This is a genomic window from Marichromatium bheemlicum, from assembly GCF_012276755.1.
Lineage (GTDB): Bacteria > Pseudomonadota > Gammaproteobacteria > Chromatiales > Chromatiaceae > Marichromatium > Marichromatium bheemlicum.
Genome location: NZ_JAAXKX010000001.1, coordinates 94,753 through 117,475 on the forward strand (window position 1 = coordinate 94,753; position 22,723 = coordinate 117,475).

Sequence of the window (22,723 nt, forward strand, 5' to 3'; positions counted from 1 at the left end):
TAGCCGCGAGCCCATCGTCGCCCCTAGCGCCGCGGCTCGACGGTGGCGCTACGCAGGGCGTGTGTCACCACTTGGTGTCTGACCCGATCGGCCAGGGTACGTTGGAAGGTGGCCAGCGCCATGATCGGGATCACCGCCGCCAGGCCGACGAAGGTGGTGTCGAAGGCATAGCGCAGATGGCCGAGCACCTCGCCGAGCGCCTGCTCGCGCCCAGCCTCGCCGAACACCGACCCGAGCCCACCGATGGCACCGGAGATCCCCACCACGGTGCCGATGAAGCCCATCAGCGGCAGCACCCAGATCGCGTAGCTCAGCGGCGCAGCACGCAACCGCTGGTGGGTATCGAGACGATCGGCGCTGACCCCGGCACGCAGCATGGCGTCGGCGACCGGCGCATGCGCGAGCAGCGCCGCTCGCGCATGCGCCCCGGTGAGACGACGCAGCAAACGCGAGCCCGTGGCGCCGGCAAGGGTCGCCAGCTCCTGACGCGCCCCCTGGATCTGCAGCAAGGCATAGAGCAACGCCCACAGCCCGAGGGTGAGGATGGCGAGGCAGAAGTCGTTGCCGAGATAACGCAGCAACGATACCGCCGGGGTCTCTGCTGCCGGCGGGGTCGGCAACAACACGGCAACGCCACTCATCACCGCCACCGCGCCAGCGCCACTGGCGGCGAGCGCCGGGGCGAGCAAGGGCGCGGCGATGGTCACATCATCGGCCGAGATGTCGGCCACAGGGGTCGATGTATTCACTGCTGCGCCTCCAGCGCATCGATTCTCGCATGCAGCTCGGCGAGGGTGTCGCGTTGCCGGCGTTGCTGTGCCTCGAGCCGATCGAGTACCCGTGTCAAGCGATCGACGAGGGTACGTAGCGCGGCGCGACGCTCGGCGTCCTCGGTGACCTCCAGCCGCGCGAGCAGTACCTCGAGTTCGGCATCCTGACGGGCGATCAGCGCCTCCAGCGCGTCGAGCTGACGCGCACTGGCCGCCGCCGCAGCGCGGACCTCGATGAGCGACACCCCAGCACCCGCCCCGGCTGGGGCGGGCGCCAGCGAGTCGGCGGACACCGCGCCCGCCGAGCCGAGGCCGACGAGCAGCGCGACGAGTGCCGGCAACAACGGCGTGGGCCGGGACAAGATCATCAGTTGGTCGTCGGCGTCAGGTCACCCTCGACCCCGGCGGTCTGCTCCAGGATCAGCCGCATCGAGTCGTTCATCGCGGTGAGTTCGTCGCTCATTACCTGCATCTCGGCGAGCACCAGGTCGATGGCATTGAGCTCGTAGTACTCGGCGATGATCTCCTTCTTGTTCTCGATGTCCTGCACCAGCATCTCCGAGTCGGTGGCCTGATCGAGGATCAGGCTGCGCAACTCGATCACCTGGTCGACCTTGTCCTGCCAGTTCTTGGCCAGCTTCTGCAGCCCCGGATTGGTGCGAGCGCGCTCGATCACCGAGTCGCGCTTGGCGGTCCACTCGTCGATCAGACGCTGCAGCTCGTTCCAGATCTCCGAGTCCTTGTTGAGGCTCTCGTTGACATCACGTGCCACGTCGAGCATCTCGTCGAGCGCCGCCATGCCACTGTCCTGGGAGTTGGCCTGCGCCATCGCCGCGCGGAAGCCGTCGACCGCATCCTGCAACCTGACGGCCGACTGCTGCACGCCCTCGACCAAGACCCTTGGCCCGGCCTGCTCCCGCTGCCCCTCGGGCGTGAATACCGCCCCGCTCATCTCCTTGGCCGCCTCGAGCAGCCGCTCTCCGTCGATCCCCTCGGCCTGCGCCTGGGTGAGACCGAACAGCGAACCCAGACAGACCGCAATTGTCAGTTTGCGCACCGCATCTTCCTCATGTTGTGGTTTGACCGTCGCCTCGACGGTGTCAGTTGGTCACCGGGATCTCGACATCGCCGACCTGGTATTCGAGGACCTCACCGAGGGTGTGGCTCATGTTGTCGAGGTGCGCCTGCACGCTCTCCAGACTGCCGATGAGTTCGGTGATCTTACCGATCCGGATGGAGAGCTCGATGTCACGCTTGAGGGTGGTGAACTGCGCCAGCTGCAGGGTGATCTCCCCCTCCTTGCGCGAGATCGATTGCTGCAGCTCGTCGAAGCGCTCGGCCTGGGACTTGAGGATCTCCAGGTTGCGGTCGCGATTGGGGCTCGGCTCCATCTTCTCCACCGTCTTCAGGGTCTGGCGGATCTCGATGCGCGCATCGTTGAGTGCGTTCATGAAGGCCCCGTTGAGCGCCAGCTGGTCGATGGCGGTCAGCGCCTGATTCTCGATCGCCTCGATCGCCTCGAGCACCTCGCTGGTGCGCGAGGCAGCGTTCTCATCGGTGATCTCGCGGATCACCATGAGCGCATCGTTCACCCCCTGTTGCACCGTCGAGGTCGCCTCCTTCATGGCGGCCTCGGCCTGTTTGAGTTCCTCGCGGGTCGAGTCTGAGGCATTGGCCGCCACCGGCAGTGCCAGCGCGAGCAGCGCGGCGATGAGTCCTCGATTCATAACGGTTGGTCTCTCCATCCAGGATGCGCCGTGCACCGCGCCCGATTAGAAGTCAGCGCCTGTACACAGATTTTGGTATTCCCCGAGGGCGGTCCCGAGCCGCTGGCGCAGATCGACCACACCCTCGAGATCGATCGCCAGCTGCATCACCTGTTCGGAGAGGTCATTGAGGGCATCGATCCGCTGGGTAATGCCGAGTAGCCCGTAGCCGTGCTCCCCCCGTGCGATCGCCGCTTGCTTCTCGGCCTCGGCATCGAGGATGCGCTCACTCACACAATCGCCGAGCTGGGTGACGCGCGTGAATGCCGGCTCGAGCGCGATCTCTTCCACATCGCGCTGCAGCGCTTCGAGACGGTCGCGGTCGTCCTCCCCGCAGCCCTCGCGCAGCAACCTCTGGCGCAACTCGGTGACCGATGCGCTGAGACGCTCGACCACGACCTGTTTCTTCGGCAACACTGCGACCAGGGCCGCCTGCTCATCACGCAAGTCCTGCAGCGAGAGCTGGCAACGCTCGACCGGCGCCGAGGATGACACCGGGACGGTCGGCAGCGACGGGCGCGCAGGCACCACCTCGGCGGCGCGCAGCTGCGCTTCGATGAGACGGAGTTCGGTATCGATCTCCTCGAGGGTCATGGTCGCGGCGGCATCGGCGGCGACGAGACAGAGCGGCAACAACAACGCTCGGATTGGCTTCACGCGATCACCTGCACGATTCGATCAGGGATAGGAACATGGAGTCGAACTCGGTGGCGATGGCGGTGTGCGCCGCCCCATCGGTCTCGAAGGCCGAGATCACACCGACGAGTTCGGGCACCGCCCCAGCACCGGCACGCAGCACCGCCGCGCCGGAATCGCCAGGGGCGATAGGACAGTCGAGGGTAAAGACGAAGCCGACCTGGTCGATGACCCGGCAGCGCGACGGTTGCGAGCGGCCTCGCCTCGGGATCAACAGGGTCTCCCCGACAGAGACCCCGGTGCCGATTGTCAGTGGTGCCGGCATCGGTTCGGCGAGCGGGCGGACGAGGCGCAACAGCGCCAGATCGACGCCAATGGCCTCGAGACTGGCCTGCTGGGCGGAGAACTCGGGGTGGCGCTGCACGACGCGCACCGCCACCGACTCCCCCGCGACGGTGCGAAAGGAGAGCGTGTGCGCCGGTAGTGGTCGGGCACGGCGATCCTGCAGGCAGTGCGCCGCAGTCAGCACCAGCTCGGCGGTGAGGCAGGTGGCCAGACAACGCTCGCCGGAGACGGCCCAGACCTCGCCGAGGCGTTCCTGCACTGCGGCGGGGAAACGCCCGGGGGCGGCCGTCGTGGCGCCCACCTGCAGCACGCCCGTCACCACCGCCAACCCGACTACCGACCACGTCCTGATCACGCGGGGCGCTCAGAGCAGCAAGGCGTTGATGTCCTCGATCCCGTCATCGACCGCCTCACGGTGTGCAAGCTGCAGTGCCTCGAGTTCGGCGGCATTTTTGGCCACACCCTCGACGCTGTTCTCACCGCGCCGATCGCGCCGTGTCAGGCTGATCGAGGAGACCTGGGCGGTCGGCCGGGAGACGGCGAACTGCGGTTTGCGCACCACCGGGCGATAGGCCTCGGCACGCGCGATATAGGCATCGGCGTCCTCGGCACCGGAGCGCTGCAGGGCGTTGACATAGATGTTCGTGCGCTTGGTCAAACCGGCCGAGACACTGTCGATCAACTGGTTGTCCTCGCGCGTCGCACGCTTCACTGCGGCGAGTCGCGCCCGTGCCTCGTCCTTGCTGATCTGGCCCTTGCGGACCGCCGTGGCGATGGACTTGAGCGAGCGCATGCGGCATTGGTTGAGCTTGGCGACGGCCCCGACCAGACGGTCGCTGCGCTGGCGATCGCCCCGCGCATCGGTGAACACCGCGCGACGCAGCGCACTGGTGCCCTCGGCACGCTCCTGCAGGTCGGTGTAATAGCCGATGGTGGCGCCGGCCAGCGCCCCGGTGAGCGCCCCGATGAGCAGACCACGCAGCCGGTTGTTACGATCGATCGCGGCCCCGCCGGCGGCACCGGCGCTGGCCCCGATCGCGGCCCACTTGGCGATCTCGCGACGCTGCACCTCGCGCACCTCGACGAAGGGCTCGCGCAGCGTGGCACAGGGGTCCGGGGTGGAGACGTCGATGTAACGCCCACGCGCATCCTCGAAGACCTGCATGCCGGCGGCCAGGGGATTGCCACCCGTCGTGGCGCAGCCACTCAGCCCCAGTGAGGCGGTCAACAGCGCGACGACGAAGATCAATAGTGCACGCCAGCGGCGAGCGAAGAGGGCATTGGGGGTGGGTTCGGGCGTCACATCCATTTGGCTTCCACTCCATTGGATCCTGAAGCAGGAGCGTCGCTGGTCGACGTCCTGCGCGGAGCGCGTGCCCGTCTGTGACGACCGGGGTCGAGCTTCAAGCAACACGCAATGTGCGCATTCTCATCCCCGATGATTCCAGCTGTCAACCCACCACGCGCGCCACCGGGACGTTCACAACAGGCCTCAGGGCGTGGTCAAGGCCCGCACCTGATCGAGCACCTCGGGGTCATCCCAGGCGAGATCCCCGAGGACGTCGAACACCAGCCGACCATCGCGGTCGACCACATAGGAGGTCGGCAACCCACGCACCCCGTAGTCGAGTGTCACCGCCGAGGCGGGATCGACGAGCAATGGGAAGTCGAGCCCGAGACGCGCGCCGAACTCGGCGATGGTGGCGGCGTCCTCGTCGACGTTGATGGCGAGGATCTCCACCCCGTCGGCGGCCAACGCCTCGTAGGCACGCTGCATCGAGGGCATCTCGTCGCGACAGGGCGGGCACCAGGTCGCCCAGAAGTTGAGGATCACCACCCGCCCCCGGTAATCGGCCAGCGCCACCGGCGCGCCACCACTGCTCTGCAGCGTGAAGCCTGGCGCCGGCTGCGGTGCTGGGAGGGGGGCCAGCGTCTCGGCCTGGAGCGGCCCGGCCAGGATCGATGACAGCAACAGCAGCAGGGCAAGCACGGAATGGGGCTGGGGCATGGCAGGGACTCCGGGGTCGGGAACGGGTTAGAGGCGGGAGGGGCTCGGCGGATCGTGTCTTGCATCGACCTGCACGACGGGTAGGATCTGACCCGAGGGGCGATCTGCGGTGACGACCGCACCGTCGTCGACCAAGGATAGCACCTCCCCCCTTTACCACCGCATCCATGCCACCAACACCATCGGGACAGCCACCATGCCGGCCAAGACAGGCTTCGTCACGCGACTGGACCAGCTCTTGTGGAGCACGGCGGACAACCGCCCACGCTGGCAGCGTTCCCTGCTCGGGTTCGCCCGTCTGCTCCACGCCCTCGCCCGCGACCTCACCGCGGGCAACCTCAGGCTCCACGCCATGGGACTGGTCTACACCACCCTGCTCTCGCTGGTGCCGCTGCTCGCGGTGAGCTTCTCGGTGCTCAAGGGCTTCGGCGTCCACAATCAACTCGAACCCCTGTTGCAGAACGCCCTGGCGCCACTCGGCGAGTCGGGACAGGAGATCAACACCCGTCTGATCGAGTTCGTCGACCGAATGCAGGTCGGGGTGCTCGGCTCGGTCGGCCTGGCACTCCTACTCTATACCGTGATCTCGCTGATCCAGAAGATTGAGCAGGCGTTCAACTACACCTGGCGGGTCGAGCACCCACGCCCCTTCACCCAGCGCTTCACCCAGTACATGAGCGTGCTGCTGGTCGGTCCAGTGCTGTTCTTCTCGGCACTCGGGCTCTCGGCCTCGCTCGGCGACAACGTCTATATACGCTCGCTGATGGCGGTCGCCCCGTTCGGGGTCCTGCTCGAACTCGCCCGCGTGCTCGCCCCCTATCTGTTGATCTCGCTGACCTTCGCCTTCTTCTACGTGTTCGTGCCCAATGCCCGGGTGCGCATCCCCTCGGCACTGGTCGGGGCGCTGGCCGCGGGGCTGTTGTGGGAGGGTGCGGGACTCCTGTTCTCGACCTTCATCGGCGGTTCCACCCGCTATACCGCGATCTACTCCAGCCTGGCGATCCTCATCCTGCTGATGATCTGGATCTATGTCGCCTGGCTGATCCTGTTGGTCGGGGCGAGCATCGCCTTCTATCACCAGCACCCGCACTATCTCGATGGTCGCTCGCGCGAACCGCGCCTGAGCAACCGGCTGCGCGAACGCCTGACCCTGCAGCTGGCCAGCCGCATCGCCGGCGCCCACCATCGCGGCCAACCCGCACCCAGCCAGGAAGTGCTGGCGACCAGCCTGGGGATGGCCGAGCAGGCACTCGATCAGCCGCTACAGCTACTCGAACAGAGCGAGGTGGTGGTCGCCACCGAGGGCGGTGGCTTGGTCCCCGCGCAGGCACCGGAACGGATCGGTCTTGCCTGGCTGCTCGAGCGCATCCGTACCTTCGAGGAGGAGAGCGATGGCTATCGCGCACGCCCGGCCGATACCGCCCTGAACGCGCTCGAATCACGGCTCGATGACAACCGCACCCAGCTGCTCGAGGGACTCAGCCTGGCCGACCTGATCGAGGAGACCGAGTCCCCGACATCGACCTGAACCCTCAGCAGCGGATCCCCAACGTCTCGGCGAGCGCGCGCAGCGCCGTCTCACCGCCCCGGAAATCGAAGTGCTCGACCGCCTGGTGCAGCGCCTCGACCCGAGTCGAACCGAGCAGTCGTTCGAGCTCGGCGAGCAGCGGCTTGATCTCGGTGGGATTATCGCTGTCGAGGGCTTCGAGCAGGGCGCCGAACACTGCGGTCACGCGTTCGCGATCGAGACTGGCGCCGGCGCCCTCGGTGGCGCTCGGCGAGCGGACGGTGGCAGGCGCGAAGCGCTCGATACTGGCCTGCGCCTGATCGAGGACACGCTGCAGGCGCGCGCGCGCCTCTTCGGTGTCCGCCCGTCCCTGGCGCTGGAGCTGGTTGAGCGACTGGGCCACCGCCGCCACCTCGGTGAGCCCGAGATTGGCCGCCGCGCCCTTGAGCTTATGGGTCAGACGCGCCCCGGCGGCAGGATCGAGGGTAGCGAGGAGTCGTGCGTCCTCACGATGATCGGCGACGAACTGGCGTAGATAGCGTCGATAGCGCTCGCCATCACGCCACAACGACAGGCCCCGATCGACATCCAGACCGGGGTACCGCGGGGGTTGCTCGGACGAGCGCCGCGCGGCCTGACCGGCGGCGCCGTGTTCGGTCAGGCGTGCGATCAACGCGACCACCTCCTCGACGTCGAAGGGCTTGCCGACGAAGGCACACATCCCCGCGGCCAAGGCCGCTTGACGCTCGCTGTCGAGCACCCCGGCGCTAACCGCCACCACCGGGATCCGCTCGAGCGCCGGATTGGCCCGGATCTGTCGGGTCGCCTCGTACCCGTCGAGGACCGGCATCTGGATATCCATCAGCACCAGATCAATGGCATTGGGGTTGGCACAGAGCCAGTCGACCGCCTCGCGTCCATTCTCGGCCTGGATCACCTCGGCGCCCTCATCGCTGAGGATGGTCTCGGCCAGATCACGGTTGATCTCACTGTCGTCGACCACCATTACCCGAACCCCACTGAGGCCACAACGCTCGGCACGCGACGCGACGCGTGCCTCACCGAGACCGAGTTGATGGGGCGGCGGTGCCGACAGCACCTCGAACCCGAGGGTGAACCAAAAGCGACTACCCTGCCCCAGGCTGCTCTCGACCCCGATCTGCCCGCCCATCTCCTCGACCAAACGCTGGCAGATCGTCAGCCCCAGCCCCGTGCCACCGAAACGGCGGGTGGTGGAGACATCGGCCTGGGTAAAGGGGGCGAAGATCTCGCGCTGCTGGTCCGGCGCGATGCCGATTCCGCTGTCGGTCACCGCGAACAACAACCGCACCTGCTGCGCCTCGAGCGCAGCGCAACGCTCAACGGTCACCGCCACCCCGCCCCGCTCGGTGAATTTGATCGCGTTGCCGATCAGATTGAGCAGGATCTGCTCGAGACGCAGCGCATCACCCCGCAACCAGGCACAGCCCTCCGGGACCTGCGCCGCCTGCAAGGTCAGTCGCTTCTCCGACGCTTCGACGGCCATCAGTCCGTGCACCTCCTCGAGCAGGGCATCGAGCGCAAAGGGACGCTCGACGAGCTTCAGGCCACCGGCCTCGATCCTGGAGAAGTTGAGGATATCGTTGATGATCCCCTGCAACGCGCGCCCCGCGCCCTGGATACGTCCCACCAAGGCACCGGCGCGATCGGGTAGGGTCATCTTGCCGAGCAGATAACTGAAACCGAGGATCGCGTTCATCGGGGTGCGGATCTCGTGGCTCATGTTGGCCAGGAAATCGGCCTTGGCACGGGTCGCCGCCTCGGCCGCCTCGGCACGATGGGCCAACGCCTGGTTGAGCCGCTCGATGCGGAATTGGGAGCGGGTGATCAGGGCGCACAGCAACCCCGCGACCAGCGCCATCACCCCGCCGACCACTGCCACCGCGCCGATGATCCGTCGGGCCATCGCCGCCAAGCGTTCCGGCTCGAGGCGGGTCAACACCGTCCAGCGATTCTCTCCCCCCAACCCCACGACCACTGGCGAGTCGGCGGTCTCGTTTTGCAACGCCTGCGCCACCTCCCGCAGCGGCATCAGCGTCTGCCAGGTCCAGAGCCCATCGTCATCGAGGCGTTGTCCATCCGCGCTCGACTCGATCGCCGCCCAGAGGCTCGGATAACGCGCCCCGAGGCTGGCCTGGGTCCCGAGCGCGCGCCCCCACTCCTCGGTCGGGTCGACACTGCGCATCCAGGTGCCGTCCTGATCGAGCAGCATCAACCGCGCGCCATCGCCGTTGACCGAGGCGACCACGGTCGCGATCAGGGGCGCGCCGAGATAGTTGGCGATGAGTACCCCGCGGCGCTCTCCCTGATCGCCGAACACCGGCATTGCCACTCGGTAGACCGGCTTGAACGGACGCTCGATAACGCCGTGCTCGACATTGAGATCGAGACGCGAGACATAGATCCCGCCAGCGGGCAACCCACTGGTGATCTGGAAATAGGGACGCGCCGACTTGTCCTGCAGCTGCCGAGCGTCGATTACCTGTGCCCGCCCCTCGACCCAGTCGACCCGCATCTGCTCGCGACCGGCGGTATCGAGCCAGCGCAGCTGATCGAACTTGGGGTGGGCGATCATATAGAGTGAGAACTGGCGCGCCAGCCGCGGCATGGCATCCTCGCGCTGACCGGCCACCGCATCATGCAACGCCGGCAGCCGGATCAGATACTCGACATCGCTGACCGCGTCGCGCAGGTGTTGGCGCAACATCTGCGCGGCCAGGGCGACGGCCTCACGCTCGGCGGCAGCAATGACCTCACGCTCGTGACGGATCTCGGAGTCGACGAAGAAGGCCACCCCGACGCCGATCAGGCCCAGGGCACCGAGATAAAGGATGAAGAAGTTACGCAGCGCATTGCTCGCCAAGGGTGCCTCCCACCGACGCAGAGGGGGATGCGCGCACGCCGAGGACGCCTGGACGACGAACGCCCGTAGCCGTCAGGTTACTATATTCGATCGTCGGCGGGTCCGCTCCCGCCCAGCGGCGCAGTCTGCCGATAACACGTCTCGGCCGCAGCAACCCGCCCGGCCAGGAAGGAACACGCCGGATCGACCCGGGCACCTCCACTGGCCATCGCCGTCCGCCCGAGTAGCATCCGAAACAGCATCGACTCGCGATTGGTCAGGGTCAGCTCGATCGGCCACTCGCGCCCCGCCACCTGAAGCAGGGTGGAGACGACATAGCGTTCCTCGCGATGCCCCCCCGAGTCACTCACCCGACGCCGATCGATGACCTCGGCCTCGGCATGGACCACGAGGTCAGGGCAGTGCTGCAACGGATGGATGCCGAAGCGTACATAGGGGGCACCGGCGCGCGTGAAGGGGTCGACATAGAAGGCGTGCAGCGCCGAGGTGCGCGCCCCGGTATCGACCTTCGCCTTGATCAGCGGCAACCCAAGTTCGGGCAACGCCAGCCACTCGCGCCAGCCCAGCAACAACGGTGTGGATTCGCAGGCACTATGCATGGTGTCACGTCCAAGGGGCCCCGGGCGGGGAGACAGATTCAGGTTCGGACGGCGCACCCCGGGTAGGGCTCGTGTGCCCCGGTGGGCATCGCGGGGACGCCGCATCCCCGGTCTCGCGCAGCAGCGCGACCGCCGTATCGACCGGATCGCGATCGATCGCGCCATCACGGACGGCCAGATGCGGATGCAACGAGAAGGTCGGCGCCCCGTCGACCACCGCCAGCCGCCCCTCCTCGACCGCTTGTGCCACCCACGGCCAAGGCAGATAGGCCGCGCCGCCGAGCACCTCCAGCAACTCCAGCGCCACCCGCCCCTGATCGACCCGCATCCGGCTGGCCATGTCGACCGCCAGTCGCTCGGCGTGCAGCGTCAGGAACCGTGTCCCCCAGTCGACCAGGATATAGCCCTCACCGAGCGCCTGTTCCAGGGCAAGACCCGATTCGCGACTGACCAGGACCAGCTCGATGCGCGCCAGCGGCTCGCTCGGGCAACAGCGCGACTCGACCGGCTCGCCGAGCAGCGCAAGATCCAGGGTGGCGTCGGCCAGGCGTTGCAACAACGAGGCCGCTGGCAGCAGCTCGAGGCGCAATTCCACCCAGGGCAGCGCCTGGCGCAGCGCGGCGACCCGCTCACGCACCCCCAACGACCACAGGTCCGGGGCACAGCCGAGGGCGAGGGTATGACGCTGCTCGCCGACGAGTTCGGCGCGCGCCCGCGCCCAGGTGCGAACGATACGTTCGGCGTGCTGCAGCAGGCGCTGACCCGACTCGGTGAGACGGATATCCCCCCGCCGCCGCTCGAACAGCACCACCCCGAGCACCGATTCGAGCAACTTCACCCGCGCACTCACCGCCGACTGGCTGACGCAAAGTGCACCGGCGGCACGACCGAAATGACGATGACGGGCGACCTCGATGAAGGTCTTGAGCAGGGCGATATCCAAGGGTTCGACTCGATTGCAGGGACACGATCGACACCGACACGGCCGAGACCGACGCGGCGTTCGGGAGGATTGAACCGCAAAGCCGCGCGCGACGCCAGCGACCAGGGGATTGAACCGCCAAGACGCGAAGGGCGCAAAGGAGAAAAGAGCCTCCAGTGGTCAGCCTCCAGGCGCCAGTGGCTGGCTACCCTCGAACACTGGCGCCCAAGACCTGCGCCACGGATGTGGGCAAGCAGCCTGCCTCAAGGACGCACTCCCACTGGCTGCTGGAGACTGGACGCTTACAACTTGAGCCTCTTTGCGCCCTTCGCGTCTTGGCGGTTCAATCCCCGGCTGGCGGCTGGCGGCTGGCGGCTGGGGACCGATGGCTGACCGCTACCCCTCCCCGGTGTCCAGCGTGAGGGCCACGGAGTTGATGCAATAGCGCTCGCCGGTGGGGGCCGGGCCGTCGGGGAAGACGTGACCGAGGTGGGCACCGCAGCGCCGGCAGTGGACCTCGGTGCGGTCCATGCCGTGACTGTGGTCGACGGCGCGCGCCACCGCTCCCGGGGCATGCGGGTTGTGGAAGCTCGGCCAGCCGGTACCGGAGTCGAACTTGGCCGCGGCGTCGAACAGCGGCTCGCCGCAACACACACAGCGGAACAGCCCCAGCCCCTTGTAGTCGTGATAGACGCCGGTGAAGGCGCGTTCGGTACCCTGCTGACGGCACACCTGATACTGCTCCGGGGTCAGGCGCCCTCGCCACTCCTCGTCGCTCAGCTCGATCTCATCACTCATCGTTCACCTCTGCCCATGATGCGGTTGCGGGGTCGGCGGGGTCGCCGCCGGGCTGTCTTGAGCGCCCTGGGGACGCCCCGTATACTCCGAAGGCTCCCGACAGCGACCAGTCGCGGCAGATCCATCGCCCGCGCCCCGGCGCTCGCCATCAAAACGAACGACACCGGAACGCAGACCATGATCCACTCCTTCAATCCCCCTGCACGCACCTTGATGGGGCCGGGACCGGCCGATGTCCACCCGCGCGTGCTCGCCGCCCTCGCCCGTCCCACCATCGGTCATCTCGACCCGGCCTTCGTCGCCATGATGGACGAACTCAAGACCCTGCTGCGCGGCGCCTTCCGCACCGACAACGCGCTGACCATGCCGGTCTCGGCCCCCGGATCGGCGGGGATGGAGATCTGCTTCGTCAACCTGGTCGAGCCGGGCGATACCGTGGTGGTATGCATCAACGGGGTGTTCGGCTCACGGATGAAGGAGAACGTCGAGCGCGCCGGCGCCACCGCGGTGGTGGTCGAGGGCACCTGGGGGCGCGCCGTCGACCCCGAGCAGGTCGAGCGCACCCTCGCCGCCCATCCCGAGGCGCGCATCCTCGCCTTCGTCCATGCCGAGACCAGCACCGGCGCCTGCTCCGACGCCCGGGCGCTGGCCGAGATCGCCCGCCGTCACGACTGCCTGACCATCTGCGACGCGGTCACCTCGCTCGGCGGCAGCCCGCTGGAGGTCGACGCCTGGGGGCTCGACGCGGTCTACTCGGGCTCGCAGAAGTGTCTCAGCTGCACCCCGGGGCTGGCCCCGGTGACCTTCAGCGAGCGCGCGCTCGACAAGGTCCGCGCCCGCACCACCAAGGTCAACAGCTGGTTCCTCGACCTCAACCTGATCATGGGCTACTGGAGCGGCGAGCAGAAGCGCAGCTACCACCACACCGCCCCGGTCAACGCCCTCTACGCCCTGCACGAGTCGCTGGTGATGCTCACCGAGGAGGGCATCGAACAGGCCTGGGCGCGGCACGCCCATCACCACCAGGCGCTGCGCGCCGGGCTCGAGGCCCTGGGGCTGGAGCTGATCGTGCCCGAGGCCGAGCGCCTGCCACAGCTCAACGCCGTGGCGGTACCGGCCGGGATCGACGAGGCCGAGGTCCGCACCCGGCTGCTCGCGCGCTACAACCTCGAACTCGGCGCCGGGCTCGGCAGCCTCGCCGGCAAGGTGTGGCGCATCGGGCTGATGGGCTACAGCAGCCGGCCCGAGAACATCCTGCTCTGTCTCGGCGCGCTCGGCACCGAACTCGGCGCGCTCGGCCACCAGACCGACACCGACGCGGCGCTCGCCGCCGCGCGCGCGGTGCTGCTGGGGACGGACTGAGGGGGGGATCGCGGTGCTGCTCGCCAATCGCCGCCCGCTGGCGGCACGCCTGATGCTGATGCTGCTCGCCATGGCGATACTGGTGCTCGGCTATCAGTGGGGGAACCAGTACCAGCGCCGTCATGCCGAGCCGCCGACGATCAACGGGGTGCTGCTGCGCCCACCGCTGGCGGCCCCCGAGTTTGCCCTGGAGGACGCCCTCGGGCGTCCCTTCGACCGCGCCCGACTCGGCGCCGACTGGACCCTGCTCGCCTTCGGCGACCTCGCCGACGCCTCCGGTCAGCGCGCGCTACAGCGCCTGATCGAGACCCGCAATCGGCTCGCCGACCGCCCCGAGATCGCCGGGGCGCTGCGCCTGGTGCTGGTCGACGGCGGCGCCGACCAGGCCCGGGCGCGTGACTTCAGCCGCCTCTCGCCGGCGCTCGACATCGTCTCTGGCGCGCCCGAGGCGCGCGCGCCGCTCGCCGCGCTGGGCGACGACACGGACGCCGGATCGGCCCCGATCCTGGTGTTCGCGCCGCGCGCGCGGCTGCTGGCGATCTTCCCCGGCACCGCCGCCGGTGCCACCCTGGCCGCCGATCTGGCGGCGCTTCACGCCGCCGCGCCGGCATTGCTCGCGGAGACCCCATGACCCGATCCGACTGGGGCGAACGGCTGTTCGTCGCCCTGCAGTACCTGCTGCCACAGCGTCTGCTCTCGGAGCTGATGCACCGTCTCTCACGACTGCGCTGGCGCCCGTTGAGGCGCCTGCTGATCCACGGCTTCGCCCGCCATTACCGGATCGATATGCAGCAGGCCGCCGAACCCGACCTCGACGCCTATCCCCACTTCAACGCCTTCTTCACCCGCGCGCTGCGCGCCGAGGCGCGACCGCTCGACCCCGACCCGCGCGCCCTGCTCTGCCCGGTCGATGGCGCGATCAGCCAGATCGGACGCATCGAGGACGGACGGCTGATCCAGGCCAAGGGCCAGGACTACGCCGTCGACACCCTGCTCGGGCTCGACCCCGGCGCGCCGCACCCGTTCGAGGGCGGACACTTCGTCACCATCTATCTCTCGCCGCGCGACTATCACCGCATCCACATGCCGCTGACCGGGCGCCTGCTGGAGATGACCCATGTCCCGGGCGCACTGTTCAGCGTCAACGCCGCCACCGCCAACCGGGTGCCGGGGCTGTTCGCCCGCAACGAGCGTCTGGTGACCCGCTTCGAGACCGCCGCTGGCGAGCTGGCGCAGGTGTTGGTGGGGGCGATCTTCGTCGGCGGCATCGAGACGGTGTGGTCCGGGGTGGTGACGCCGCCGCACCGGCTCGGGCCGCCCAACCGTCTGGACTATCGCGAGGCCGCGCCGGTAGAACTCGCGCGCGGCGCCGAGATGGGCCGCTTCAACCTCGGCTCGACCGTGGTGGTGGTGGTGCCGCGCGGGCGCGTCGACTGGGAGACCGGGCTTGCCCCGGGACAGACGGTGCGCCTCGGCCAGCGTCTCGGCACCCTCGCCGACTAGACCCGTTCAGCCGCGCCCGCCGTGCCGCGCGCGCGCGGCACGGTCGAGTGCGGCGAGGCGCTCGAGCTTCTCGCGGAGACGGATCTCCAGCCCGCGCTCGACCGGCGCGTAATAGCGCCGCTCGCCCAGCTCGTCGGGGAAATAGCGCTCGTCGGCGGCATAGCCCTCGGGCTCGTCGTGGGCATAGCGATAGCGCCGACCGTGACCGAGTTCCTTCATCAGCCGCGTCGGCGCATTGCACAGATGCAGCGGCACCCCCAGCGAACCCGAGGCGCGGGCATCGGCCTGGGCGGCCTTCCAGGCGGTGTAGACGGCGTTGCTCTTGGCCGCGCAGGCGAGATAGACGGTCGCCTGCGCCAGCGCCAGCTCGCCCTCGGGCGAGCCGAGCCGTGCCTGCGCCTCCCAGGCGTTGAGCGCCAGATCGAGCGCGCGCGGGTCGGCGTTGCCGATGTCCTCGCTGGCGATACGCACCAGGCGGCGCGCCACATAGAGCGGATCGCAGCCACCATCGAGCATCCGCGCCAGCCAATAGAGCGCCGCATCCGGCGCCGAGCCGCGCACCGACTTGTGCAGCGCCGAGATCTGGTCGTAGAAGTCGTCGCCACCGCGATCGAAGCGGCGTAGCGAGGCGCTGGCCACCGCCGCCACCGTCTCGCGCCCGATCACCGCGCCCTCATCGACCGCCGCGGCGGCCAGCTCCAGCAGGTTGAGCGCACTGCGCGCGTCACCGTCGGCGCCCTCGGCGATCAGCCGCGCCGCCTCGGGATCGAGCACGAGACGGCGCGCGGCCAACCCGCCGCGCGGGTCATGGAGCGCGCGCTCGAGCACCGCGACCAGGTCGTCGGCCTCGAGCGAGCGCAGCACATAGACCCGGGCACGCGAGAGCAATGCGTTGTTGAGCGCGAACGAGGGGTTCTCGGTGGTGGCACCGATGAAGGTCAGGGTGCCGTCCTCGACGTGCGGCAGGAAGGCGTCCTGCTGGGCCTTGTTGAAGCGGTGCACCTCGTCGATGAACAACAGGCTGGGGGCACCGTCGGCGGCCAGCCGCGCCTGGGCGCGTGCGACCGCCTCGCGGATCTCCTTGACCCCGGCGAGCACCGCCGAGAGGGTGATCAACTCGGCCTCGGCGCGCGCGGCGATCAGCCGCGCCAGGGTGGTCTTGCCGGTGCCGGGCGGCCCCCACAGGATCATCGAGTGAGCATGTCCCGACTCGAGCGCGCGGCGTAGCGGCTTGCCCGGGCCGAGCAAGTGTGTCTGGCCACGGAAGTCCTCGAGGGCGGCCGGGCGCAACCGCTCGGCGAGTGGGGTCTGGGGGTTGTCGCGAGTCGCGGGCATGGCTCAGTCGAAGGAGAGGAAGTCGTCGACGGCGCTGCGATCGATCTCGAACAGCTCGGATTCGAGCGCGAGGTTGCGGGTCGCCGCGCTGAAGTCGAGCCGGGTGCTTTGGCCGAAGCCGTCCTCCATGATCAGGCTCTCGAGCCCCGCTGGCCCGAAGCCGAGTTCGATACGCTCGACCTCGGCGTCGGCGGCGAGCGGGCGTAGCGCCACCCAGTCGCGCCCATCCGTGCTCGGCAGCTCGCTGACGGCGAAGTGCTCGGCGATGGGCGCGGCACTGGCGAGCAACAACGCCGGGGTGCCGCGCAGCGCCCGCTCCTGACTCTGGTGGGTGACCTGCTCGAGTTCCAGGTCGTGGACATAGACGCGCTTGCCGTCGGCGATGATGACCTGCGCCACCGGGTCGTCGTACTCCCAACGGAAGCGGCCCGGGCGCTGCAAGTAGAAGCGCCCGTGCGACTCGGTCATCTGGGTGCGCGCGGCGTTGAAGGTGTATTGCACGAAGTCGGCGCGCAGGCTATTGAGGCCGGCGAGGTAGTCGTCGAGACGCTGTGCGCCTTCCCCGGCGAGCGCCGCGACGGGCAGCAAGGATGCGAGCAGGACGGCGCCGAGGGCGCGGGCGGACATGGTGACTCGATTCACGCGATCACTCCTCCTGTGGCGGCGGGACCAGCACCTCGCGGTTACCGTTGGTCTCGGCCGGGCTGACGATGCCGATACGTTCCATCTCCTCGATCATGCGCGCGGCGCGGTTGTAGCCGATCTTGAGCCGGCGCTGCACCCCGGAGATCGAGGCACGACGGGTCTCGACGACGATCTGCACCGCCTCGTCGAATAGCGGATCGGTGTCCTCGGTGTCACCACCGCGCGGCTCGGGGTCGATCCCAGGCAGCGTCTCGGTCGGTTCGCGCAACACGTCGTCGATATAGTCCGGACCACCGAACTGCTTGAGATGTTCCACCACCGCGTGCACCTCGTGATCGTCGACGAAGGCGCCGTGCACGCGGTTGGGGAGATTACCGCCCGGTGGCAGATAGAGCATGTCGCCGTGTCCGAGCAGCTGCTCGGCGCCCTGCTGATCGAGGACGGTGCGCGAGTCGATCCGCGAGGACACCTGGAAGGCGATGCGGGTGGGGATGTTGGCCTTGATCAACCCGGTGAGCACGTCGACCGAGGGGCGCTGGGTGGCCAGCAGCAGGTGGATCCCCGAGGCGCGGGCCTTCTGCGCCAGGCGCGCGATCAGCTCCTCGACCTTCTTGCCGACCACCATCATCATGTCGGCCAGCTCGTCGATGATGACCACGATATAGGGCAGGTGTTCAAGCGCCGGCGCGGCGCCGAGCGCGGGGTCGTGGAGCGGGTCGGCGATCGGTGTGCCGGCGGCCTCGGCCTCGGCGATGCGCTTGTTGTAGCCGGCGATGTTACGCACCCCGAGCTTGGCCATCAGCCGATAGCGCCGCTCCATCTCACCGACACACCAGCGCAACGCGTTGGCCGCCTCCTTCATGTCGGTGACCACCGGGGTGAGCAGGTGCGGAATGCCCTCGTAGACCGAGAGTTCGAGCATCTTGGGGTCGACCATGATCAGCCGTACGTCCTTGGGGTCGGCCTTGTAGAGCAGACTGAGGATCATCGCGTTGATCGCCACCGACTTACCCGAGCCGGTGGTACCGGCAATCAAGGCGTGGGGCATGCGCGCCAGATCGGCGACCACCGGCTGGCCGGCGATGTTGGTACCCATCCCCAGGGTGAGCACCGAGCGCGCCTCCTGGTAGGCGTCCGAGCCGAGGATCTCGCGCAGGAACACGATCTCGCGCTGCTCGTTGGGGATCTCGATACCGATCAACGACTTGCCCGGGATCACCTCGACCACGCGCACGCTGATCGTCGACAGCGCGCGCGCCAAGTCCTTGGCCAGGCCGGTGATCTTACTGACCTTGGTGCCAGGGGCGAGATCGATCTCGAAGAGGGTGACCACGGGCCCGGGATAGACCTCCTCGACCCGCGCCTCGACACCGAAGTCGGCCAGACGCAGCTCGACCTGACGCGACAGCTCCTCGAGCTGCTCGGCGCTGTAGCCGCGACCGCTCTTGGTCGGCGCGTCGAGCAGCGAGAGTGGCGGTCGCATGCCCTCGGTGGGGATGTCGCGCACGGCCACCGGCACCGGGGCGCTCGGCGCCGGCTCGACCGAGGCCGGTGGAGGCGCTGGGCGGGGCGATGGCGGGGTCGCGACCGCTGGCGTCGGCGCTGGCGATTTGGCTACGGGCCGGGGGGTGCCACGAGGCGATGACACCTCCGGTTCGGGGGCCGGCTCCGAGGTCGGTTCCGGGGTCGGTTCGGGATCGGTCAAGGCCGCGCGGACCGCATCGGGCAGCGTACGCCTGGCGGGTCGGCGGCGCCGCAGCTGGGGTTTGGCCGGCGGGGGCGTCGTGTCGATCTCCTCCGGCTCGATCAGGTTGAGCGCCCGGGGCAGCCCCTCGGGGCTGAGTTCGGGGCCGGCCCGCAACCCCATCACCCGGGCGCGCGAGTCCTCCATCAACCCGCGCGCGGCGCGCAGGGTCTGCAACGCAGCGGCACCGATGGTATCGAGCATCCTCACCCAGGAGATCCCCCAGAACAGGCTCAACCCGATCAGCAGGGTACCGACCAGCAGCAGATCGGTACCCGGGACGTTAAAGGCACCACGCATCGCCTCGCTGAGGCTCTGCCCGAGGGCACCGCCCGCGCCGTTTTGCAGCCCACCGCCGAGGGTCGAGAAATGGATGGCGGCAATCCCGCAACCGGCGCCCAAGGTCAGCGTGAAGCCAATCCAACGCAGCGACAACAGCCACGGCCGCAACACCGCCGCCTCACCGCGACCACGGAACACCACCCAGGCGCTCCAACCGACCAGTACCGGGATCAGGTAGGCGAAGAAGCCGAACAGATAGAGGGCGCCGTCGGCGAACCAGGCCCCGGTGCGACCTCCGGCATTGTCCACCCGCTCGACGTCGCCGACATAGGACCAGCCGGGGTCCTGGGGTGAATAGGTCGCCAGCGCGAGCAACAGATAGAGCGCCAGGCACATCAGTGCCCACATCGCCCCCTCGCGCAGGATGCGCTCGACGTAGTCGCTCAGTGTCAATTGCCCACGGCGGGTCGCCTGTGCCATGAATCCCTCCCAAAAATTACTCGCGCTATTATAACCTTACCGAAGATTATTAGTGCGATTTATCCAGGATCCACGGACACCGACACCGGTCTCAGAGGACCTTGCTGACGAGCTTCACCGACATGTCCTGGGGGTCGTTGACGATACGGAAGCCGAGCGACTTGACCAGCGCCAGCATACGGTTGTTGGCCGAGAGCACCTCACCGTCCATCACCCGGAAGCCACGCCGGCGGGCGTTCTGCATCAGTGAGCGCATCAGCCGCGCGCCGATACCCATATTGCGCCATTGGTCCGAGACCACGATGGCGAACTCGCAGGCCTCACCGCCCGGGCGCGTCATGTAGCGCGCCACCCCGACCTGGACGTCCTTGCCCTCGTGCTCGAGCACCCCGATCAGCGCGATCTCGCGGTCGTAGTCGATCTGGGTGAAGCGCACCAGCATCTCCGGGGTCAGCTCCCGGATCGCCTGCATGAAGCGGAAATACTTGGTCTGCTCGGAGAGCCCGCGGACGAAGTCCTGCTCCATCTCGGCGTCCTCCGGGCGGATCGGGCGGATCACCAAGTCGCGCCCGTCGGGCAGCTGCACCCGCTCGATGAGGTGGCTGGGGTAGGGGTAGATCGCCATGTGACCGTAGATGCGCTGCTGCGGCGGGCGGTAGTCGACGTGGATCGAGGCGTCGACGGCGATCACCTCCTTGTCGTTGCCGATCAGCGGGTTGATGCGCAGCCCGATGACCTCGGGCAGCTCGCAGACCATCTCCGAGACACGCTGCAGGATCCTCGCCAGCGCCACCCGGTTCATCGGCGGCATGTGCTGGAAGCTGCCCATCAGCCGCGCGATGCGGGTGTGGTCGATCATCGTCTGGATGATGAAGGCGTTGAGCGGCGGCAGCCCCAGGGCGCGATCCTCGATCACCTCGATCTTGGTACCGCCGGCGCCGAAGCAGATCACCGGCCCGAAGATGTTGTCGCGAAAGACCTCGATCATCAGCTCGCGCGCGGCGCGGCTCGAGACCATGTGCTCGACCGTCACCCCCTCGAGCCGGGCGTCCGGGCGCAGCCGTCGGGCACGCTCGATGATCTCGGTGAAGGTGCGGCGCACCGACTGGGCATCGGCGATGTTGAGCTTGACCCCGTCGACGGCGGACTTGTGCTCCAGATCGGGCGAGTTGACCTTCATCACCACCGGGAAACCGAGCGCCTCGGCGGCCATCAGCGCCTCGTTGGGGGTGCGCGCCATCACCGCCTGCATGGTGGGGATGCGGAAGGCCGAGAGGATCGCCTTGGCCTCGACGGTGCCGAGTACCTTGCGCCCCTCGGCCATCACCCCCTCGATAATCAGTCGCGCACCCTCGATGTCGGGCGGGTTCTCGAAGGCCAGCGGTGCCGGCGACTGCATCAGCAGCTTCTGGTTGCGCTGGTGCACGGCGAGAAAGGCGAAGGCCGAGGCGGCGACCTCGGGGTTGTCGAAGTGCGGCACCCCGTTCTCGGCGAGCAGCGCCTGGGCATCGGCGACGTGCTCGCCGCCCATCCAGCAGGCCAACACCGGCTTACGACTCCCCTTGGCCGCGTCGATCACCTCCTCGGCGGTAGCCACCGGGTCGCCGAACACCAGCGGCGCGAGGATACAGAGCACACCGTCGACCTCGGGGTCGGCGAGACAGGCGTCGAGCGCGGCGCGATAGCGCTCCGGGTTGGCGTCCCCGATGATATCGATGGGATTGCCGTGCGACCAATAGTCGGGCAGCACCTGTTCGAGCACCTGCCGGGTGGAGTCGCTCAACTGCGCCAGGGTCAACCCCAGCTCCACGGTGCGGTCGGCAGCGAGCACACCGGGTCCACCGCCATTGGTGATGATAGCGATACGGTCACCGGCGAGCCGCCGGCGGGCGCCGAAGACCTGGGCGGCGGCGAACAGCTGGTCGAGGTCGTCGACCTGCACCACACCGGCGCGATCGGTGACCGCGCGGAACACCTCGGCCGAGCCGACGAAGCCGCCGGTGTGCGACTTCACCGCCCGCGAGCCGGCCGGATGGCGCCCGGCCTTGACGATCACCACCGGCTTGAGCCGCGCCGCGGCGCGCAACCCACTGATGAAGTGGCGGGCGTTACGGATACCCTCGACATAGAGCAGGATGCACTGGGTCTGGTTGTCGAGGGCGAGATAATCGAGGATGTCGCCGAAATCGACATCGGCCGCCGCACCGAGCGAGACCACCGCCGAGAAGCCGACCTTGCGCGGCTCCGACCAATCGATCATCGCGGTGCAGATCGCACCCGACTGCGACACCAAGGCGACGTTGCCACTGCGCGGCAACGCCTCGCCGACACTGGCGTTGAGCCCGTGCTGCGGCCGCATCACCCCCAGACAGTTCGGTCCGAGCACGCGGATACGGTTGCGCCGCGCCGCCTCGACCATGCGCTCTTGGAGCAGCTCACCACGCTCACCGTGCTCGGCGAACCCGGCCGAGTGCACCACCGCAGCCTTGACCCCATAGCTGCCACACTGATCGAGGATCGCCGGCACCCGCTCGGCGGGGATGGCGATCACCGCCAGGTCGATGTGCTTGTCGAGCACCGTCAGACTCGCGTAGCAAGGCTGCCCGGCGACGGCCTCGTACTTGGGGTTGATCGCATAGCAATGGCCCTTGAAGCCACCGTCGAGCAGGTTGCGGAACACCATTCCGCCGATCGAACCCTCCTCGTCGCTCGCACCGAACACCGCCACGGCACTCGGGGTGAAGAGTTGGTCAATGTCGGTCAAGCGCATGGGATCTGCCCTCCGAGGCAGGAAAGGGGTTAAGCTGCATTGTGACCCTCCGAGAGGGGCTGATTATCGGCGATCCCGCACCTGCCGGCACGGAATCGGTCGCGGATATCGAGCGCCAGCGTCCCCGCTGGTCGGCCCCGGGGCGCGGAGGCGACCCCCAGCATTGACCGCAAATCCTCGCCGGAGCGAGGATGACGGCTCGCACCGGCGAGCCCTCTGCGCTCGCCCCGAGCCCCTTGATGCCACGATCGCAGCCCGGACGCGTCCCCGTCGACGCCCTGTCGCGATGAACGAAACCATGCCGGCGGCGCCTACCGCGGACGCCGTGCTCGACGACCGAGGACCCGAC

General features: G+C 68.3%; 20 protein-coding genes. 4 read left to right on the forward strand and 16 right to left on the reverse strand.

Annotated elements, in window-relative coordinates; translation table 11 throughout:
- Nucleotides 1-23: 23 nt before the first annotated feature.
- The 8 genes from HF203_RS16285 to HF203_RS00445 all read right to left on the reverse strand — a co-directional run bounded on the left by HF203_RS16285 (nt 24) and on the right by HF203_RS00445 (nt 5,525).
- On the reverse strand, nt 24-749 hold the full coding sequence (locus HF203_RS16285) for a MotA/TolQ/ExbB proton channel family protein (protein ID WP_168665473.1): 726 nt from the start codon (nt 747-749) through the stop codon (nt 24-26).
- Nucleotides 746-1,138 carry a hypothetical protein gene (locus HF203_RS00415; protein WP_168665475.1) on the reverse strand — a complete coding sequence of 131 codons (393 nt, stop codon included), beginning with the start codon at nt 1,136-1,138 and terminating at the stop codon, nt 746-748. Before HF203_RS00415 ends, HF203_RS16285 begins: the two co-directional genes overlap by 4 nt.
- Nucleotides 1,138-1,827 (reverse strand): hypothetical protein, encoded by a 690-nt coding sequence (locus HF203_RS00420; protein WP_168665477.1) that lies wholly within the window; start codon nt 1,825-1,827, stop codon nt 1,138-1,140. Before HF203_RS00420 ends, HF203_RS00415 begins: the two co-directional genes overlap by 1 nt.
- A 43-nt stretch (nt 1,828-1,870) precedes the next feature.
- Nucleotides 1,871-2,497, reverse strand: a complete 627-nt coding sequence (locus tag HF203_RS00425; RefSeq protein ID WP_168665479.1) for a hypothetical protein — start codon at nt 2,495-2,497, stop codon at nt 1,871-1,873.
- Nucleotides 2,498-2,542: 45 nt separating this feature from the next.
- A complete protein-coding gene (locus tag HF203_RS00430) occupies nt 2,543-3,193 on the reverse strand; it encodes a hypothetical protein (protein WP_168665481.1) in 651 nt (216 codons plus the stop codon).
- 4 nt (nt 3,194-3,197) lie between these two features.
- A complete protein-coding gene (locus HF203_RS00435; protein WP_168665483.1) occupies nt 3,198-3,872 on the reverse strand; it encodes a trypsin-like peptidase domain-containing protein in 675 nt (224 codons plus the stop codon).
- A 9-nt stretch (nt 3,873-3,881) separates the two neighbouring features.
- Nucleotides 3,882-4,826, reverse strand: a complete 945-nt coding sequence (locus tag HF203_RS00440) for a YMGG-like glycine zipper-containing protein (RefSeq protein ID WP_168665485.1) — start codon at nt 4,824-4,826, stop codon at nt 3,882-3,884.
- 183 nt (nt 4,827-5,009) lie between these two features.
- Nucleotides 5,010-5,525 carry a peroxiredoxin family protein gene (locus HF203_RS00445; RefSeq protein WP_168665487.1) on the reverse strand — a complete coding sequence of 172 codons (516 nt, stop codon included), beginning with the start codon at nt 5,523-5,525 and terminating at the stop codon, nt 5,010-5,012.
- A 196-nt stretch (nt 5,526-5,721) separates the two neighbouring features.
- Between HF203_RS00445 and HF203_RS00450 the strand changes: the two genes are divergently transcribed.
- Nucleotides 5,722-7,053, forward strand: coding sequence for a YihY/virulence factor BrkB family protein (locus tag HF203_RS00450; RefSeq protein ID WP_168665489.1), 1,332 nt, complete (start codon nt 5,722-5,724; stop codon nt 7,051-7,053).
- Nucleotides 7,054-7,057: 4 nt separating this feature from the next.
- Here HF203_RS00450 and HF203_RS00455 read toward each other — a convergent pair whose 3' ends face one another.
- From HF203_RS00455 to msrB, 4 genes are all read right to left on the reverse strand, one after another.
- Nucleotides 7,058-9,934, reverse strand: coding sequence for a hybrid sensor histidine kinase/response regulator (locus tag HF203_RS00455; RefSeq protein WP_168665491.1), 2,877 nt, complete (start codon nt 9,932-9,934; stop codon nt 7,058-7,060).
- Between the two features lie 80 nt (nt 9,935-10,014).
- Nucleotides 10,015-10,533: an ATP-dependent zinc protease family protein gene (locus tag HF203_RS00460; RefSeq protein ID WP_168665493.1), complete on the reverse strand. Its 519-nt coding sequence runs from the start codon at nt 10,531-10,533 to the stop codon at nt 10,015-10,017.
- Nucleotides 10,534-10,537: 4 nt separating this feature from the next.
- A complete protein-coding gene (locus HF203_RS00465) occupies nt 10,538-11,476 on the reverse strand; it encodes a LysR family transcriptional regulator (protein ID WP_168665495.1) in 939 nt (312 codons plus the stop codon).
- A gap of 375 nt (nt 11,477-11,851) precedes the next feature.
- A complete protein-coding gene (msrB, locus tag HF203_RS00470) occupies nt 11,852-12,253 on the reverse strand; it encodes a peptide-methionine (R)-S-oxide reductase MsrB (RefSeq protein ID WP_168665497.1) in 402 nt (133 codons plus the stop codon).
- Nucleotides 12,254-12,430: 177 nt separating this feature from the next.
- Here msrB and HF203_RS00475 point away from each other — a divergent pair, with 177 nt between their 5' ends.
- From HF203_RS00475 to asd, 3 genes are read left to right on the forward strand one after another with little or no spacing between them, the layout of a single operon-like run.
- A complete protein-coding gene (locus HF203_RS00475; RefSeq protein ID WP_168665499.1) occupies nt 12,431-13,615 on the forward strand; it encodes a pyridoxal-phosphate-dependent aminotransferase family protein in 1,185 nt (394 codons plus the stop codon).
- Nucleotides 13,616-13,628: 13 nt separating this feature from the next.
- A complete protein-coding gene (locus HF203_RS00480) occupies nt 13,629-14,246 on the forward strand; it encodes a hypothetical protein (protein WP_168665501.1) in 618 nt (205 codons plus the stop codon).
- Nucleotides 14,243-15,118: an archaetidylserine decarboxylase gene (gene asd, locus HF203_RS00485; protein ID WP_168665503.1), complete on the forward strand. Its 876-nt coding sequence runs from the start codon at nt 14,243-14,245 to the stop codon at nt 15,116-15,118. The genes HF203_RS00480 and asd overlap by 4 nt, the downstream gene beginning before the upstream one ends.
- Before the next feature lie 6 nt (nt 15,119-15,124).
- On the opposite strand, the gene HF203_RS00490 is transcribed toward asd, so the two are convergent.
- The 4 genes from HF203_RS00490 to HF203_RS00505 all read right to left on the reverse strand — a co-directional run bounded on the left by HF203_RS00490 (nt 15,125) and on the right by HF203_RS00505 (nt 22,374).
- Nucleotides 15,125-16,453, reverse strand: coding sequence for a replication-associated recombination protein A (locus tag HF203_RS00490; RefSeq protein ID WP_168665505.1), 1,329 nt, complete (start codon nt 16,451-16,453; stop codon nt 15,125-15,127).
- A 3-nt stretch (nt 16,454-16,456) separates the two neighbouring features.
- Complete coding sequence (gene lolA / locus HF203_RS00495) at nt 16,457-17,095, reverse strand: outer membrane lipoprotein periplasmic chaperone LolA (protein WP_168665507.1); 639 nt, start codon at nt 17,093-17,095, stop codon at nt 16,457-16,459.
- 4 nt (nt 17,096-17,099) lie between these two features.
- Nucleotides 17,100-19,604 carry a DNA translocase FtsK gene (locus tag HF203_RS00500; RefSeq protein WP_168665509.1) on the reverse strand — a complete coding sequence of 835 codons (2,505 nt, stop codon included), beginning with the start codon at nt 19,602-19,604 and terminating at the stop codon, nt 17,100-17,102.
- A 91-nt stretch (nt 19,605-19,695) separates the two neighbouring features.
- Nucleotides 19,696-22,374, reverse strand: coding sequence for a bifunctional acetate--CoA ligase family protein/GNAT family N-acetyltransferase (locus tag HF203_RS00505; RefSeq protein WP_168665511.1), 2,679 nt, complete (start codon nt 22,372-22,374; stop codon nt 19,696-19,698).
- Between the last annotated feature and the right edge of the window lie 349 nt (nt 22,375-22,723).